Origin of the sequence: Streptomyces solicavernae (assembly GCF_029968095.1) — a bacterium.
Taxonomy (GTDB): domain Bacteria; phylum Actinomycetota; class Actinomycetes; order Streptomycetales; family Streptomycetaceae; genus Streptomyces; species Streptomyces solicavernae.
In genome coordinates this window covers 166333-182856 of record NZ_JASCIR010000001.1, presented here as the reverse complement: position 1 = coordinate 182856, position 16524 = coordinate 166333, and the positions used below count along the sequence as shown (strand labels likewise).

Genomic DNA, 16524 nt, shown 5'->3' with positions numbered 1-16524 from the left:
CGAACAGCGCGGAAGGGTGTTTCACGTGAAACTGCCCGGCCATGACGCCATGGCCCGTCAGGCGGACGAGCATCTGGTGAGCGCCCAGGTGAAGTTGCCGAAGCGGGAGGTCGGGCGGCCGCTGCGGCAGGTTGCCAAGCGGCTGGCCATGGCCCTGACCGTGCTGGTCTCCACGGCCTTCATCGTCTTCGCCGACAGTGACGGCTACAACGACAACCACGACGGCGCAGTCAGCCTCCTGGACGCGTTCTACTACGCGACGGTCACGCTCTCCACCACCGGGTACGGCGACATCGTGCCCGCCAGCGACAGCGCCCGTGTCATCAACATCCTCATCATCACGCCGTTGCGCGTGCTGTTCCTGATCATCCTCGTCGGCACCACGCTAGAGGTCCTCACCGAGCGCACCCGTGAGGAATTCAGGCTGAACCGCTGGAGGTCCCAGTTGCGCGAGCACACCGTCGTCGTCGGCTTCGGCACCAAGGGCCGTTCCGCGATCCAGACACTCTGCGCCACGGGGCTGAAGAAGGAACAGATCGTCATCGTCGACCCCAGCGCCAAGGTCATCGAGGCGGCTACGGCCGACGGCTTCGTGGGCGTCGTCGGCGACGCCACGCGCAGCGACGTGCTGCTGCGCGCCGAGACGCAGAAGGCCCGGCAGGTCGTGATCGCCACCCAGCGGGACGACACCGCCGTCCTCGTCACGCTCACGGCGCGCCAGCTCAACCGGGGCGCGAAGATCGTCGCGGCGGTACGCGAGGAGGAGAACGCCCCGCTGCTCCGCCAGTCCGGCGCCGACGCCGTGATCACCAGCGCCAGCGCCGCCGGACGGCTGCTCGGCCTGTCGGTGCTCAGCCCGAGTGCGGGCACGGTCATGGAGGACCTGATCCAGCAGGGCAGCGGCCTCGATCTCGTCGAACGCCCGGTGATAAAGGCCGAGGTGGGGCGCACGCCGCGGGAGGTCGAGGACCTGGTGGTGAGCGTCGTACGCGGGCACCGGCTGCTCGGCTACGACGACCAGGCCATCGGCAAGCTGCAGTTGACGGACCGTCTGATCACGATCGTACGGGCCACCCCCGGCCCCACCGGAGTCCCGGACCTCCGCCCGCTGCCCAACGACTGATGCCTTCGGGCGGGGGCCTTCGGTCGGGAGGTGCCCCCGGGCGGCTGAAAACCAGCCCGCCCGGCGAGTAGCCTCGCGCCCATGTATGCGATCACGATCCCCGAACCCGGCGGTCCCGAGGCGCTTGTCTGGGCCGAGGTCCCCGATCCCGTACCCGGCGAGGGCGAGGTCCTGGTCGAGGTGGCGGCCAGTGCCGTCAACCGCGCCGACCTGCTCCAGCGCCAGGGCTTCTACAACCCGCCGCCCGGCGCCTCCCCGTACCCCGGTCTCGAATGCTCGGGCCGCGTCGCCGCGCTCGGCCCCGGAGTGAGCGGTTTCTCGGTCGGCGACGAGGTGTGCGCGCTGCTCGCGGGCGGCGGGTACGCGGAGAAGGTTGCCGTCCCCGTGGGGCAGTTGCTGCCCGTGCCGAAGGGCCTCGACCTGGTCACGGCGGCGGCGCTGCCCGAGGTGACCTGCACGGTCTGGTCGAACGTCTTCATGGTCGCCCACCTGCGTCCGGGGGAGACGCTGCTGGTGCACGGCGGGGCGAGCGGTATCGGGACGATGGCCATCCAGCTGGCGAAGGCCGTGGGCGCGCGGGTCGCGGTGACGGCCGGGGGCAAGGAAAAGCTGGAGCGCTGCGCGCGGCTCGGCGCGGACATTCTGATCGACTACCGCGAGCAGGACTTCGTCGAGGAGATCCGCAGCGCCACCGACGGCTCGGGCGCGGACGTCATCCTCGACATCATGGGCGCCAAATATCTGGAGCGGAACGTCAAGGCGCTGGCCGTCAACGGCCGCCTCGCGATCATCGGCCTGCAGGGCGGGGTCAAGGGCGAACTCAACCTGGGCGCGCTCCTCGGCAAGCGCGCGGCGATCACCGCGACCTCGCTGCGCGGCCGCCCGCTCGCCGAGAAGACCGCCATCGTCGCCGCCGTACGCGAGCACGTCTGGCCGTTGATCGAGGCGGGCCGCGTGGAGCCGGTCGTCGACCGGACCGTGCCGATGGCCGAGGCCCCGGCCGCGCACCGGGTCCTGGAGGAGAGCACGCACGTCGGCAAGGTGCTGCTCACCCACTGAGCCGCGCTCTGAGGCGTGCTCTGAGCCGCGCTCTGAGCCGTGCTCTGCGCCGTGCCTTGAGCCGTGCAGTGAGTCGGCCTCCCTGGGCCATACGCTGAGTCGTCTGTGACCCTCCCCCGGTACGCCCCGAGATGCCCGAGTTGTCGCTACGTGTGACGCTGACGGCGTCCCCTTTGGCGACTCGGCACCGGGAGGGGGTCACCGACGTGACTCCACGGCTCCGCCTGCGGCACACCGCCGCGCTGCTCGCCGTACTGCTCGCGACGCTGCTGCCCGCGGGCCCGGCCACGGCGGCGGCGCCCCCCGCGTCACGCGAGCCGGTCCGGTCAAGCCTCGAGCGACCGAGCCCCCAGCAACCGAGCCCCGAGCGACCGAGCCCCCAGCAACCGAGCCCCGACGCCTCCCGCGCGGGAAGCCGCGCCGGTGAGGGCCGCCCGCACCCCGGTCGTACGGGGCCGATCCCGGATCCGGAGCCGCCACCGCAGCAGGAGCAGCAGGCCGAACAGCAGGCCGAACAGCAGGCCGAACAGCAGGCCGAGCAGCAGCCACCGCCACCCTCACCCCGGCCGGACCCGACCCGGCCGCGCCCGACGCCGACCCCCACGTCCGAGGTGCCCGGCGGCGACACCGCACGGCAGGCGGCCGGTGACGACCGGAGCGGTCAGGTACTGCGGGTGCTGCCGTTCGGCGCGGGCCTGGTCCTCATCGGCCTCGGCCTCGCCTTCTTCGCCGTACGGATCAGACGGACCTGAGCCACACCCCCCGACGAGGGCCCCCGGCGAGGGCCGCCAACAGAACTCCCGGTGAGGCCGCCGTCGGACCCCCGGCGAGATTCCCGTGGACGGGGCCACGCCGCACCCGTCGGACGTACGACAGAATGGCCGCATGGAGATGCCGAGGAACGACAGGTCGCAGGAGAATCCGCAGGTCCTCGTCGTGGGTCAGGACGGGATGGCCCTCGGTGGCGGCGGCGGTGGTGACGACGAGTCGCGTGAGCTTCCGGTGACGGACATGGTCGAGCAGCCGGCCAAGGTCATGCGCATCGGCAGCATGATCAAGCAGCTGTTGGAGGAAGTGCGGGCGGCACCTCTGGACGAGGCGAGCCGGGTGCGGCTCAAGGAGATCCACGCGAGCTCGGTGAAGGAGCTGGAGGACGGCCTCGCGCCCGAGCTGGTCGAGGAGCTGGAGCGGCTGTCGTTGCCGTTCACCGACGAGGTGACGCCCAGCGACGCCGAACTGCGCATCGCGCAGGCCCAGTTGGTGGGCTGGCTTGAGGGGCTCTTCCACGGTATCCAGACCACGCTGTTCGCCCAGCAGATGGCGGCCCGCGCCCAGCTGGAGCAGATGCGCCGCGCGCTGCCGCCCGGGGCGGGCGGTCACGAGGACGACGAGGAGCACCCGCACGCGGGCCGTACCGGGGGCCCGTACCTGTAGCCCCGGCGGCACCGACCCGTACCGACCACGACGAAGCCCGGCCACCACGTTCGGTGAGCCGGGCTCCGTCATGCACTGCAAGGAAAGCAGCAGGGAAAGCGACAGGGAAAGCGACAGGGAAAGCGACAGGGAAAGCGACAGGGAAAGCTGCCGGGAAAGCTACTGAGGCGGATTCCCGCTGGAGACCTCCAGCTGGATGGTCGGCGGGTTGTCCGGGTCGAAGTCCGTGTCCGACGTCGGGTACTGCTTCATGACGGTGCCCTCGCCGTACGTGTTCTCGTCCACCGTCGTGATCTTGTACTTCCAGCCGCCCTTCTGGATGCACTCCTTGACCGAGTCGATGTTGCGGTACTCGAACTTCGGCAGGGTCTTCATGCTCGGGTCGGAGAAGCTCTCCCGCGGCTCCGTGCACTCGCTGATCTCGATGGTCTTGGTCTTGTCCGGGCCCTTGTGGCCCGCGGCCTCGGTGGTCTGCTCGGGCTTGGGCTCCTCGCCGCCGCTGTCGTTCAGGGAGAGCGCCGTGACCAGGCCGCCGATGGCGAGCACGGCCACCGCGATCGCGCCGACGATCACCGGGGTGTTGCTCTTGCCGCCGCCCCCGTGACCGCCGCCCGCGCGAGCGCCCTGGGCCGTTGCGGGCTGCGGGCCCAGGTTGTACGGCGGCGGGGTGCCGGGGCCGCCCTGCTGCGGGGCGAAGTTGGCGGGCGCCGGGGTCTGGTAGCCGCCCTGCTGCGGGTACCCGTACCCGGGCCCCGGACCGGGCGCGGGTGTGCCCGGACCGCCGGGACCACCGGGCCCGGGACCGTAAGGCGGCTGGTAGGGGGTCTGGACGCTGCCCGGCCCCGGCGCCGGGGTGCCCTGGTCGACCGGCGGGAACACCGAGGCGCCGACGCCCGCACCGCTGCCGGTGTGCACACCCGGCACGATGCTCGGCGCGGCCCCGCCCTGCAGCGACTGCACGACGCGCAGGCACTCCTCGCGCATCGCGTCGGCCGTGGGGAAGCGCTCGTTGGGGTTCTTCTTCAGGGCGCGGGCGATCAGCGCGTCCACGGCGGGCGGCAGCGAACGGTTGATGGAGGACGGCGCGACCGGCTCCTCCTGGACGTGCGCGTACGCGATGGCCAGCGGCGAGTCGGCCTCGAACGGCAGCCGCCCGGTGACCAGTTGGAACAGCATGATGCCGACCGAGTAGAGGTCGGAGCGGGCGTCCACAGCGCGGCCGAGTGCCTGCTCGGGCGAGAGGTACTGCGGGGTGCCGACGACCATGCCGGTCTGCGTCATCGACGTCACGCCGGACTGCATGGCGCGGGCGATGCCGAAGTCCATGACCTTGACGACGTTCCGCTTCGTCACCATGACGTTGCCGGGCTTGATGTCGCGGTGGACCAGGCCCATCTCGTGACTGATCTCCAGGGCCGCGAGGACATCGGCGGTGACCTTGAGGGCACGGTCGGCGGGCATCGCGCCGAACTGCGCGACGTCGGCGTCGAGGACGGAGCCGAGCGGCTTGCCCTCGACGTACTCCATCACGATGTACGGCATCGTCGCGCCGTCGAGGTCGTCCTCGCCGGTGTCGAAGACCGAGACGATGTTGGTGTGCGTGAGCTTGGCCACGGACTGGGCCTCGCGGCGGAAGCGCTCGCGGAAGGACTGCTCGCGGCCCAGCTCGGTGTGCAGGGTCTTGATGGCGACCTGCCGGTCGAGGACCGAGTCGTACGCCAGGTGGACGGAGGCCATGCCGCCTTCACCGAGGAGGTCCCGCAGCTGGTAGCGGCCGCCGGCCAGGGCACGCCCCGCGTACCGGCCGCTGTTCGCGCCGTCCTGGCTCATGTTTCTGCGTCCCCCATCGGCGCTGTTCTGCTGCGCTTGAAAGCCTGAAGATCCCTGTATTCCGGGCCAAGTCTGCCCGAGGGCACTGACACGTCAAGCCGGGTGCCCGTTCCGTGACCCTACGCGCAAGAACCGTCTCGCAAGCGTTACCGAGGGCGTCCGCGAAGTGATATGGCTCCCGTCACGGTCCCGTCACACCCGCGGGCACAGACCACTCGATTTGCCCGAAACCCCGGGTAACAGGTTTGATGGCCGGTCCATCTCGAACCGGCGCGCCACGCCGAGGCTGTAGCGTGGGCCGACGGAGGCCGTAAGAAGAGACGCGCGCACTCGCCCATCCGGGGCGCATGCAGGCGGGCATGTCGGGTTGGCGGACATGTCGGGTTACGGACCAGACGCGACCAGTTACGACAGGAAACGACGGCGAGGACTGATGGACCAGCAGCGCGCTCAGGGCCCGTCCGACCCCGAGGCGACTGGCGGCGGTATGTCAGATGCGCCTGAGTTGTGGGGTAATGGCGGGCTTGTCGGCGACGGGCGTTACCGGCTGACGCACAGACTCGGCCGCGGCGGCATGGCCGAGGTCTTCGCCGCCGAGGACGTACGCCTCGGGCGCACGGTCGCCGTGAAGCTGCTCCGCTCCGACCTCGCCGAGGACCCGGTCTCCAAGGCCCGCTTCACGCGCGAGGCCCAGTCGGTCGCCGGCCTCAACCACCATGCGGTGGTGGCGGTCTACGACTCCGGCGAGGACGTCATCGGCGCCAACACCATCCCGTACATCGTGATGGAGCTCGTCGAGGGCCGGACCATCCGTGACCTGCTGCTCAACGCCGAGGCCCCGGGCCCCGAGCAGGCGCTGATCATCGTCTCGGGTGTGCTCGAAGCGCTCGCGTACTCGCACCAGCACGGCATCGTGCACCGCGACATCAAGCCCGCCAACGTGATCATCACCAACGCCGGTGCGGTGAAGGTGATGGACTTCGGCATCGCGCGGGCCCTGCACGGCGCGTCCAACACGATGACGCAGACCGGCATGGTCATGGGCACCCCGCAGTACCTCTCCCCGGAGCAGGCCCTCGGCAAGGCCGTCGACACCCGCTCCGACCTGTACGCGACGGGCTGCCTGCTCTACGAACTCCTCGCGCTGCGGCCCCCGTTCACGGGTGAGACGCCGCTCTCGGTGGTCTACCAGCACGTGCAGGACATGCCGGTCCCGCCGTCCGAGCTGTCGGACGCGGTGCCGCCGGAGCTGGACGGCCTGGTGATGCGCTCCCTGGCGAAGGACCCGGACGACCGGTTCCAGACGGCCGAGGAGATGCGCGGCCTGGTCCAGTACGGCCTGCAGATGCTGCAGGACCAGGGCGGCCACACCGGTACGTGGAGCACGGGCGCCGTCGCCCTGCACGAGGGCGGCAGCACCCCGGCGATGGGCGTCACGGGCGCCGGGGCCCGGCAGCACCCCGGGGACACCGGCGGTACGGCGCAGATGCAGCAGCCGATGGTCCGCCCGATAGGGGACGACGACGGCGGCTTTGACGGCGGCAACGGCGGCGGCCGGGGCGGCCGGGGCGGACGCGGCAACGGCGGGGGCCGCGGCAAGATGTGGCTGTTCGCGGTCCTGGCGATCGTCGCGATCGCGGTGGGCGTCGCCGTGGCCCTGAACGCCGCGGAGAGCGGCAAGAAGGACCCGGGCCCGGACAAGAACCCGACGCCGTCGCAGTCCCAGTCGAAGGAGCCCACGGAGGAGCCGACGGAGGAAAAGACCACGGAGGAGGAGACGGAGCCCGGCGGCACCGGCGGCAACCCGGACTACACCGACACTCCGACCCAGCCCTCGTACACCCCCTCCGAGGACCCCACGACGCAGGAGCCCACCGAGGATCCGACGACGCAGGAGCCGACGGAGGACCCGACGACCCAGGAGCCGACGGGCGAGCCGAGCATCCCCACGGAGCCCACCGATCCGGTGACGCTCGAACCGACGGAGCAAGCCGGACCCTGAGGTTCCGCAAGTCCGGCAGGCAGCTGCGACGAGGCAGGACGAGGCACGACGAGGCCCGCTCACGGAATGCGTGAGCGGGCCTCGTCGTGCACGGGCCTCGTCATGCACGGGCCTCGTCATGCACGGGCAATTCTGCGCTTCTGAAAAGCGAGTTCTCGAAGCGAGTTCTCGAAGCGAGTTCTTGTACTGACCGGTCAGCGCTTTTCCGCCTGCATGCGCGCAACAAATGCGGCGGCCTGCGAGCGGCGTTCCATGCCGAGCTTGGACAGCAGGCTGGAGACGTAGTTCTTGATGGTCTTCTCGGCGAGGTGCAGGCGTTCGCCGATGGCGCGGTTGGTGAGGCCCTCGCCGATCAGGTCCAGGATCTTGCGCTCCTGTTCCGTGAGGTTCGCCAGCCGGTCGTCGCCCTTCTTCGTGTTGCCGTCGCGCAGCCGCTCCAGGACCCGGGCCGTGGCCACCGGGTCGAGCAGGGACTTGCCGGCCGCCACGTCCCGTACGGCGGTGAGCAGCTCGTTGCCGCGGATCGCCTTCAGTACATACCCGGAGGCGCCGGCCATGATCGCGTCGAAGAGCGCCTCGTCGTCCGCGAACGAGGTCAGCATCAGGCACTTGATGTCCTCGTTCCGGGACCGGATCTCGCGGCAGACCTCGACGCCGCTGCCGTCCGGCAGGCGGACGTCGAGCACCGCGACGTCCGGGCGGGTGGCCGGGATGCGGACCAGGGCGTCGGCCGCCGTGCCGGCCTCGCCCACCACCTCGATGTCGGACTCGACGGACAGCAGCTCATGGACGCCACGACGGACGACTTCATGGTCGTCGAGCAGAAATACGCTGATTTTTCCTTCTACGGGCACGCTGCCAGTGTCACACACCGACTCTTCCAATGCCCCGGGTGGCCGGGATAACGTGCCGTTGTTCCGGCCGCCCCCTGCAAGGCGCTGACCAGTAGTTGTTCCCGCTTTCCCGCATTTACTTGGAAATCCAAGCAAAGTCGCAGGTCAAGTGGGGTTTCGCAAGATTGCGGAGCACTGGGTAACGTGCATTGTGCAGGGCTCTCGCCGGGGCACCTGTCACGCCTGCCTTCCCTGGATTCGCCCTATACGCACCCACCCCGTGCGCGGGCCGGGAGGACAGGCGAGCCGCACTGGCTTACCCGGCGGATCCCGGAAAGCCGGACCGACGGAGGAGCACACGTGACCGTGGAGAGCACCGCCGCGCGCAAGTCCCGCAACAGCGGGGCGGGCACCAAGCGTGCAACCGCCAAGAAGGCGCCGGAGAAGACGCCGGCGAAGAAGGCGGCGGCCAAGAGCACAGCGCGCAAGGCAGCACAGCACGACGCACCACCGCACGACGCACCACAGCACGACCCCGAACTCGTCCAGCTGCTCACCCCCGAGGGGAAACGGGTCGAGCACCCCGAGTTCTCCATCGACCTCACCCCGGACGAACTCCGCGGCCTGTACCGCGACATGGTGATGGCCCGCCGCTTCGACGCCGAGGCCGTCACACTGCAGCGCCAGGGCGAACTGGGCCTGTGGCCCTCGCTGCTCGGCCAGGAGGCGGCGCAGATCGGCTCCGGCCGCGCGCTCCGCGACGACGACTACATCTTCCCGACCTACCGCGAGCACGGCGTCGCCTGGTGCCGCGGAGTCCCGCCGGAGAACCTGCTCGGCATGTTCCGCGGCGTCAACAACGGCGGCTGGGACCCGAACAGCAACAACTTCCACCTCTACACGATCGTCATCGGCTCGCAGGCCCTGCACGCCACCGGCTACGCGATGGGCGTCGCCAAGGACGGCGCGGACTCGGCCGTGATCGCGTACTTCGGTGACGGCGCGAGCAGCCAGGGCGACGTCGCGGAGTCCTTCACGTTCTCCGCGGTCTACAACGCCCCCGTCGTGTTCTTCTGCCAGAACAACCAGTGGGCGATCTCCGAGCCCACCGAGAAGCAGACCCGCGTCCCGCTCTACCAGCGCGCCCGCGGCTACGGCTTCCCCGGCGTCCGCGTCGACGGCAACGACGTCCTGGCCTGCCTGGCCGTGACCCGTGCCGCCCTGGAGCGGGCCCGCAGCGGCGAAGGACCCATGCTGGTCGAGGCGTTCACGTACCGGATGGGCGCGCACACCACCTCCGACGACCCCACGAAGTACCGCAGGGACGAGGAGCGGGCGGCCTGGGAGGCCAAGGACCCGATCCAGCGGCTGCGCACGTACATGGAGTCCGAGAAGATCGCGGACGCCGGCTTCTTCGCCGCGCTCGACGAGGAGAAGGAGGCGCTCGGCCGGCGGGTCCGCGAGGCGGTGCGGTCGATGACAGACCCGGACCCGATGTCGATCTTCGAGAACGTCTACGCGGACGGCAGCGCGCTCGTCGACGAGGAGCGCGCCCAGTTCGCCGCCTACCAGGCGTCCTTCGCCGACAGCCCGGCCGCCGGGGAGGTCAAGTAACCATGGCTGCACAGAAGTTGCCGATCGCCAAGGCGATCAACGAGTCCCTGCGCAAGGCGCTGGAGACCGACCCCAAGGTCCTCGTCATGGGCGAGGACGTCGGCAAGCTCGGCGGTGTCTTCCGCGTCACCGACGGACTGCAGAAGGACTTCGGCGAGGACCGGGTGATCGACACCCCGCTCGCCGAGTCCGGGATCGTCGGCACCGCCATCGGCCTCGCCCTGCGCGGCTACCGGCCGGTCGTGGAGATCCAGTTCGACGGCTTCGTCTTCCCCGCGTACGACCAGATCGTCACGCAGCTCGCCAAGATGCACGCCCGTGCGCTCGGCAAGGTCAAGATGCCGGTCGTCATCCGCATTCCGTACGGCGGCGGCATCGGCGCGGTCGAGCACCACTCGGAGTCGCCGGAGGCGCTGTTCGCGCACGTCGCGGGCCTGAAGGTGATCTCGCCGTCCACGTCGGCCGATGCGTACTGGATGATGCAGCAGGCCATCCAGAGCGACGACCCGGTGATCTTCTTCGAGCCGAAGCGGCGCTACTGGGACAAGGGCGAGGTCGACACCGACGCCATCCCCGGCCCGCTGCACGCGGCCCGCACAGTGCGCCCCGGCTCCGACCTGACGCTCGTCGCGTACGGGCCGATGGTCAAGGTCTGCCTGGAGGCCGCGGCGGCCGCGCAGGAGGAGGGCAAGTCGGTCGAGGTGATCGACCTGCGCTCGATGTCGCCGATCGACTTCGACACCGTGCAGTCCTCGGTGGAGCGCACCGGCCGGCTCGTCGTCGTGCACGAGGCCCCGGTGTTCTACGGCTCCGGCGCGGAGATCGCCGCGCGGATCACGGAGCGGTGCTTCTACCACCTCGAAGCGCCCGTGCTGAGGGTCGGCGGTTATCACTCGCCGTACCCGCCCGCGCGGGTCGAGGAGGAGTACCTGCCGGGCCTTGACCGGGTGCTCGACGCCGTCGACCGCTCGCTGGCGTACTGAGGGGAGCGGGAGCACATGGTGTACGAGTTCAAGCTGCCGGACGTCGGCGAGGGTCTGACCGAGGCGGAGATCCTGAAGTGGTACGTCGCGCCCGGTGATGTTGTGGCCGACGGGCAGGTCGTGTGCGAGGTCGAGACGGCGAAGGCGGCTGTGGAGCTGCCGATTCCGTTCGACGGGGTCGTACGCGAGCTGCGCTTTGCCGAGGGTGCGACGGTGGATGTCGGCCAGGTGATCATTACCGTGGGCGAGGGCGGGGAACCGGCGCCCGAGCCTTCGGCTGAGGTTGCCGAGCCTTCGGCGGAGGTTCCCGAGCCTTCGGCTGAGGTTGCTGTCGAGGCGGACGAGCCTCAGGGGCGACAGCCTGTGCTGGTTGGGTATGGCGTGGCTGAATCGTCGACCAAGCGGAGGGCGCGCAGAGGTGACCCGGCACCGGGGGTTGTGCCCAGCCTCCCCCAAGCTCTCGGCTCTGCTCGACCAGGGGGGACCCCCATCGCCCCAGCGGAACAACTGCCCACAACAGCAAACGGAATGACCGTCCCCCGCCCCCTCGCCAAGCCCCCCGTCCGCAAGCTCGCCAAGGATCTCGGCGTGGACCTCGCGACCGTCACCCCCTCCGGGCCCGACGGGATCATCACCCGCGAGGACGTGCACGCCGCCGTCGCGCCCGCGCCCGAGCCGGTCGTCGAGGCGCAGGTTCCCGTACAGGAACCCGCCCCCGTACCCGCCCCCGTAACCCCCGACACCCGCGAGACCCGTATCCCCGTCAAGGGCGTGCGGAAGGCGACCGCGCAGGCGATGGTCGGGTCGGCGTTCACTGCGCCGCACGTCACGGAGTTCGTGACCGTCGACGTGACGCGGACGATGAAGCTCGTCGAGGAGCTGAAGGGAGACCCCGACAAGTACGGGATGCAGGGGCTGCGGGTCAACCCGCTGCTGCTCGTCGCCAAGGCACTGCTCGTCGCGATCAAGCGGAACCCGGACGTCAACGCCGCCTGGGACGAGGCCAACCAGGAGATCGTGCAGAAGCACTACGTGAACCTGGGCATCGCCGCCGCCACCCCGCGCGGACTGATCGTGCCGAACATCAAGGACGCGCACGCCAAGACCCTGCCCCAACTGGCCGAGGCGCTCGGTGAGCTGGTGTCCACGGCCAGGGAGGGCAAGACCTCGCCGGCCGCGATGCAGGGCGGCACCGTGACCATCACCAATGTGGGGGTCTTCGGGGTCGACACCGGTACGCCGATCCTCAACCCCGGCGAGTCCGCGATCCTCGCGGTCGGCGCGATCAAGCCGCAGCCGTGGGTGCACAAGGGCAAGGTCAAGCCGCGGCAGGTCACCACCCTGGCGCTCTCCTTCGACCACCGGCTCGTCGACGGCGAGCTGGGCTCCAAGGTGCTCGCCGATGTCGCGGCGATCCTGGAGCAGCCCAAGCGCCTGATCACCTGGGCGTAGCGGGCCGGGCGTAGCCTGCACACATCGAGCCCGGGCGTGCCCCGCAAGGCGCGCCCGGGCTCACGTCTGCCCCCGTACCCCTACGAAAGCTCCTGCCGTGCACGTCCTCTGGTTGCTCCTCGCCGTCCTGTCCGGGGCGCTCATATCCCTGCAGGCCCGGATCAACGGCCGGCTCGCCGCCGAGCTCGGCGACGGCACCGCGGCCGCTGTGCTGTCCTTCGGGTCCGGGCTGCTCGTGCTCTCCGCGGGGCTGCTCGGCGTGCGGGTCGCCCGGCACGGGCTGCGGCGGGTGGTCCGGGACGTACGGGCCGCGCGGCTGAAGTGGTGGCAGTTGCTCGGCGGCTGCGGCGGCGCCACGTTCGTGCTGGCGCAGGGGCTGACCGTCGGGGCGCTCGGCGTCGCGCTGTTCACGGTGGCGGTCGTCGCCGGGCAGGTCGGCGGCGGGCTGCTCGTCGACGCGAAGGGGTTCGGGCCCGCCGGTCCGCAGCGGCCGACGGTGCGGCGGGCCGTGGGCGCCGGGCTCGTGCTCGTCGCGGTCGGGGTGTCGATGGCGGACCGGCTCGGCGCCGGGTTCCCGTATCTGATGCTCGTGCTGCCCGTGGTCGCCGGGGTGTGCGTCAGCTGGCAGCAGGCCGTGAACGGTCATGTGCGGCTGTCGTCCGGGTCCGCGTACACCGGGACGTTCTTCAACTTCCTCACCGGTACGGCGGTGCTGGGCCTGGTCTTCGTGGGGCATGCGGCCCTGGCCGGGGTGCCGGCGGGGCTGCCGGGGGACCCGTACCTCTATCTCGGCGGGATCATCGGCATCGCGTTCATCTCGATCGCCGTGACCACCGTGCAGAAGCTCGGCGTGCTGCTGCTCGGCCTGTGCACCATCACCGGGCAGCTGCTCGGCTCGCTCGCCCTCGACGTGTTCGCGCCGAACGGGGACGCGCAGGTCAGCGCGTTCACGGTGGGCGGGGCGGCGCTCGCGCTCGGGGCCGTGGCGTCGACGGCGGTGTCCGGCTCCCGCGGCGGTGGCGGGAGCCGGATCAGCGCCGCCGGCCGGGGCGCCGGTCCTGCCGCGCGCCGCTCGGCAGCGAACGCGGACGCATCGTGAGCCCCTCAGTCATCCAGCGGGCCCAGGGCCTGTCCGGCGGATCTTCGCGGAACAGGCCGCGGCGTCCCGGATCCCGGACGCCGCTTCCTGATGCACACCGGTTGTATCTATGCTGTGCACATGCCCGTCGCGCCCTCCCCCTCCGCCACCGCACCCCCCGCCAAGCAGCCCCCCGCCGCAGAGCGCGTCTACCAGCACGTCAAGCAGGCCGTACTGGAACGGCGCTACGAGGGCGGCACCCTCCTCACCGAGGGCGAGCTGGCCACCGACGTGGGCGTCTCCCGTACGCCCGTGCGCGAGGCCCTGCTCAAGCTGGAGGTCGAAGGGCTCCTGAAGCTCTACCCGAAGAAGGGCGCCCTGGTCCTGCCGGTCTCCGCGCAGGAGATCGCCGACGTGGTCGAGACCCGGCTGCTCGTCGAGGAGCACGCGGCGCGCAAGGCAGTGCCCGCGCCCCCCGCACTGATCGAGCGCCTGGAGGGCCTGCTCGCCCAGCAGCGCGCGCAGGCCGCGGCCGGAGACTTCGCGGCCGCCGCCGTCAGCGACCGCTGCTTCCACGCGGAGATCGTCCGCAGCGGCGGCAACGAAATCCTCTCCCGCCTCTACGACCAGCTCCGCGACCGGCAGCTGCGCATGGGCGTCGCCGTGATGCAGGCGCACCCCGACCGCATCACCAAGACCCTCGGCGAGCACGCCGAGATCCTCGACGCGCTGCGCGCCGGCGACGCGGAAGCGGCCGTCGCCGCCGTCCACCGCCACGTCGGCTGGGTCTCCAACCTGGCCCGGGGGGACGTGCGATGAGTTCCCCGTCGGGCCGGCTGCCGGGCGATCCACCGGGCGGCCGCAGGGCCGTCGCGGTCTGGTCGATCGGCGTCGCCGTCTACTTCGTCGCGGTCATCTTCCGCACCTCGCTCGGCGTCGCGGGCCTGGACGCCGCCGAGCGCTTCCACGTCAGCGCCTCGGCCCTGTCGACGTTCTCGATCCTCCAGCTCCTCGTGTACGCGGGCATGCAGATCCCCGTCGGCCTGATGGTGGACCGGCTCGGCACGAAGAAGGTCCTGACCCTCGGTGTCGTCCTGTTCACCGCCGGCCAGCTGTCCTTCGCGCTCGCGCCCTCGTACGGGATGGCGCTGGCCGCGCGTGCGCTGCTCGGCTGCGGGGACGCGATGACGTTCATCAGCGTCCTGCGCCTGGGCACCCGCTGGTTCCCGGCGCGGCGCGGCCCGCTCGTCGCGCAGCTCGCCGGGCTGATCGGGATGGGCGGCAACCTGGTGTCGACCCTCGTCCTCTCCCGGATGCTGCACGGCCTTGGCTGGACCGCCGCGTTCGTCGGCAGCTCCCTCGCGGGCGTCGTCGTACTCGTTCTGCTGCTGCTCTTCCTCAAGGACCACCCGGAGGGCCACGAGCCGCCCCCGGTCCGGCAGGCGCAGGGCCCGGCGTTCGTACGCCGCCAGATAGCGGAGGCCTGGCGGGAGCCCGGCACCCGGCTCGGCCTGTGGGTGCACTTCACCACGCAGTTCCCGATGATGGTGTTCACGCTGCTGTGGGGGCTGCCGTTCCTGGTGGAGGCGCAGGGCCTGTCCCGTGCCGCCGCGGGTGAACTCCTCACCCTGACCGTCCTGTCGAGCATGACCATCGGCCTCGTCTACGGCCAGATCGTCGCCCGCCACCACGCCGCCCGTACGCCCCTGGCCCTCGGCACCGTCACCGCGACCGCCCTCGCGTGGGCCCTCACCCTCGGCTGGCCGGGCGGCACGCCGCCCACGGCGCTGCTCGTCGTCCTCTGCGTGGTGCTCGGCACCTGCGGCCCGGCCTCGATGATCGGGTTCGACTTCGCCCGCCCCGCCAACCCGCCGGAGCGCCAGGGCACCGCCTCCGGCATCGTCAACATGGGCGGCTTCGTCGCCTCCATGACGACGCTGCTCGCGGTCGGCGTCCTGCTCGACGCGACCGGCCAGAACTACCGGATCGCGTTCTGCTCGATCTTCGTCCTGGAGGCCCTGGGCATCACGCAGATCCTGCGGTTGCGGCGGCGCGCGGTGAAGTTGGAGAGCGAGCGGCTGGTCGCGAGTCGCGTGGAGGCGGTCCACGTACCCGCGTAGGTCTTACGCCGGCGTCCCGGTGCGGGCGGTCCGGGGCTCGGCACCTGGGGCTGCGCCCCAGACCTCCATCGGCCTCCGGCCTCGTCCTCGAACTCCCCCAGCTACCGCTGGGAGGTGCCCCCGGACGGGCTCGACTTCACACCGTCATCGCCAGGTTCCGCAGAATCGCCTCCGCCAGCTCCTGGTCCCCGTCCGCCTTGACCCGGTCCCGCACGGCGCCCGCCTTCACGCGCCCGCAGCACAGCCGGTAGAACGTCTCCCAGTCCAGCGCAAGGGTCACCGCCGGGCCCAGCGACGGCGCGTTGTCGACCGTGCCCCGGCCCTCGGCGTCGATCCGGACCGTACGCAGGAAGTCGACGGGACCGCCGACGTCGAAGACGACCGCCGAGTTCGCGGGCGCCCCGGCCTGCTTGGCGACCGCCTTGGGCAGCCCCGAGATCAGCATGTCCCGCGCGACATAAGCGCCGGGGGAGTCCAGGTCGGCCGGGGTGTCGAGGGCGGTGCGCAGGTCCTGCTCGTGCACCCACACGTCGAACGCCCGCTTGCGGAGCGCCTCTTCGAGCGGTTCCTGATTGCCGAGCGGGCCGCGCACCTGGGTCTGCGGGTCACGCGTCTCGTTCCGCAGCTGCCGCGAACGGCGGATGATCGTGTACTCCAGCTCGGCGGTCATCTCCGGTGAGGTGTGGTGCCGCCGCACATCGACCTGCACCTCCATATAGCGCTGCAGCTCGGTCTGTACGTGGTACAGGTCCCGCGGCAGCGAGTGGATGGGACGCGGGTCGCCGAGCATCTCGCAGTCGAGCCCGATGACATGGGAGACGATGTCCCGCACCGACCAGCCGGGGCAGGGCGTCGCCAGGTTCCACGAGCCCTCCGCGAGCGGTGTCACCAGCTCGGATATGGCCTCCACGGCGTGGGTCCAGGCGTCGGCGTAGGTCTGGATGCTGGGATGGACGGTCACGTGACCCCTCGGGCGGTTCGTCTGTACGGGCTGGC

General features: G+C 71.0%; 14 protein-coding genes. 11 read left to right on the top strand and 3 right to left on the bottom strand.

The genetic code is table 11. The annotated features are described in order from the left end of the window. The first annotated feature begins 16 nt into the window (after nt 1–16). From QIS99_RS00820 to QIS99_RS00805, 4 genes are all read left to right on the top strand, one after another. Nucleotides 17–1123 carry a potassium channel family protein gene (locus QIS99_RS00820; protein WP_282509323.1) on the top strand — a complete coding sequence of 369 codons (1107 nt, stop codon included), beginning with the start codon at nt 17–19 and terminating at the stop codon, nt 1121–1123. A gap of 81 nt (nt 1124–1204) precedes the next feature. After that, entirely contained in the window at nt 1205–2182 is a 978-nt protein-coding gene (locus tag QIS99_RS00815) for an NAD(P)H-quinone oxidoreductase (protein ID WP_282509322.1), read from the top strand. A gap of 206 nt (nt 2183–2388) precedes the next feature. Further along, complete coding sequence (locus QIS99_RS00810) at nt 2389–2934, top strand: hypothetical protein (protein ID WP_282509321.1); 546 nt, start codon at nt 2389–2391, stop codon at nt 2932–2934. A 133-nt stretch (nt 2935–3067) separates the two neighbouring features. Next, nucleotides 3068–3616: a bacterial proteasome activator family protein gene (locus QIS99_RS00805; protein WP_282509319.1), complete on the top strand. Its 549-nt coding sequence runs from the start codon at nt 3068–3070 to the stop codon at nt 3614–3616. Nucleotides 3617–3775: 159 nt separating this feature from the next. Here the strand turns inward: QIS99_RS00805 and QIS99_RS00800 are convergent, their stop codons facing one another. Continuing rightward, nucleotides 3776–5446 carry a protein kinase domain-containing protein gene (locus QIS99_RS00800; protein WP_282509317.1) on the bottom strand — a complete coding sequence of 557 codons (1671 nt, stop codon included), beginning with the start codon at nt 5444–5446 and terminating at the stop codon, nt 3776–3778. 430 nt (nt 5447–5876) lie between these two features. Here QIS99_RS00800 and QIS99_RS00795 point away from each other — a divergent pair, with 430 nt between their 5' ends. Continuing rightward, a complete protein-coding gene (locus QIS99_RS00795) occupies nt 5877–7448 on the top strand; it encodes a protein kinase domain-containing protein (RefSeq protein WP_282509879.1) in 1572 nt (523 codons plus the stop codon). A 194-nt stretch (nt 7449–7642) separates the two neighbouring features. Here the strand turns inward: QIS99_RS00795 and QIS99_RS00790 are convergent, their stop codons facing one another. After that, nucleotides 7643–8302 (bottom strand): response regulator, encoded by a 660-nt coding sequence (locus tag QIS99_RS00790; RefSeq protein WP_282509315.1) that lies wholly within the window; start codon nt 8300–8302, stop codon nt 7643–7645. A 339-nt stretch (nt 8303–8641) separates the two neighbouring features. On the opposite strand from QIS99_RS00790, the gene pdhA reads away from it, so the two are divergent. The 6 genes from pdhA to QIS99_RS00760 all read left to right on the top strand — a co-directional run bounded on the left by pdhA (nt 8642) and on the right by QIS99_RS00760 (nt 15528). Next, on the top strand, nt 8642–9895 hold the full coding sequence (gene pdhA, locus QIS99_RS00785) for a pyruvate dehydrogenase (acetyl-transferring) E1 component subunit alpha (RefSeq protein ID WP_282509314.1): 1254 nt from the start codon (nt 8642–8644) through the stop codon (nt 9893–9895). A 2-nt stretch (nt 9896–9897) separates the two neighbouring features. After that, complete coding sequence (locus QIS99_RS00780; RefSeq protein ID WP_282509313.1) at nt 9898–10878, top strand: alpha-ketoacid dehydrogenase subunit beta; 981 nt, start codon at nt 9898–9900, stop codon at nt 10876–10878. 15 nt (nt 10879–10893) lie between these two features. Further along, the gene (locus tag QIS99_RS00775; protein WP_282509312.1) at nt 10894–12330 is read left to right on the top strand and encodes a dihydrolipoamide acetyltransferase family protein; all 1437 of its coding nucleotides are present in this window, start codon (nt 10894–10896) and stop codon (nt 12328–12330) included. 97 nt (nt 12331–12427) lie between these two features. Then, nucleotides 12428–13429 carry a DMT family transporter gene (locus QIS99_RS00770; RefSeq protein WP_282509310.1) on the top strand — a complete coding sequence of 334 codons (1002 nt, stop codon included), beginning with the start codon at nt 12428–12430 and terminating at the stop codon, nt 13427–13429. A gap of 120 nt (nt 13430–13549) precedes the next feature. After that, nucleotides 13550–14227 carry a GntR family transcriptional regulator gene (locus tag QIS99_RS00765; RefSeq protein ID WP_282509308.1) on the top strand — a complete coding sequence of 226 codons (678 nt, stop codon included), beginning with the start codon at nt 13550–13552 and terminating at the stop codon, nt 14225–14227. Continuing rightward, nucleotides 14224–15528, top strand: coding sequence for an MFS transporter (locus tag QIS99_RS00760; RefSeq protein WP_282509306.1), 1305 nt, complete (start codon nt 14224–14226; stop codon nt 15526–15528). The genes QIS99_RS00765 and QIS99_RS00760 overlap by 4 nt, the downstream gene beginning before the upstream one ends. Nucleotides 15529–15664: 136 nt before the next feature. Here QIS99_RS00760 and QIS99_RS00755 read toward each other — a convergent pair whose 3' ends face one another. After that, nucleotides 15665–16489 (bottom strand): maleylpyruvate isomerase family mycothiol-dependent enzyme, encoded by an 825-nt coding sequence (locus QIS99_RS00755; RefSeq protein ID WP_282509304.1) that lies wholly within the window; start codon nt 16487–16489, stop codon nt 15665–15667. Between the last annotated feature and the right edge of the window lie 35 nt (nt 16490–16524).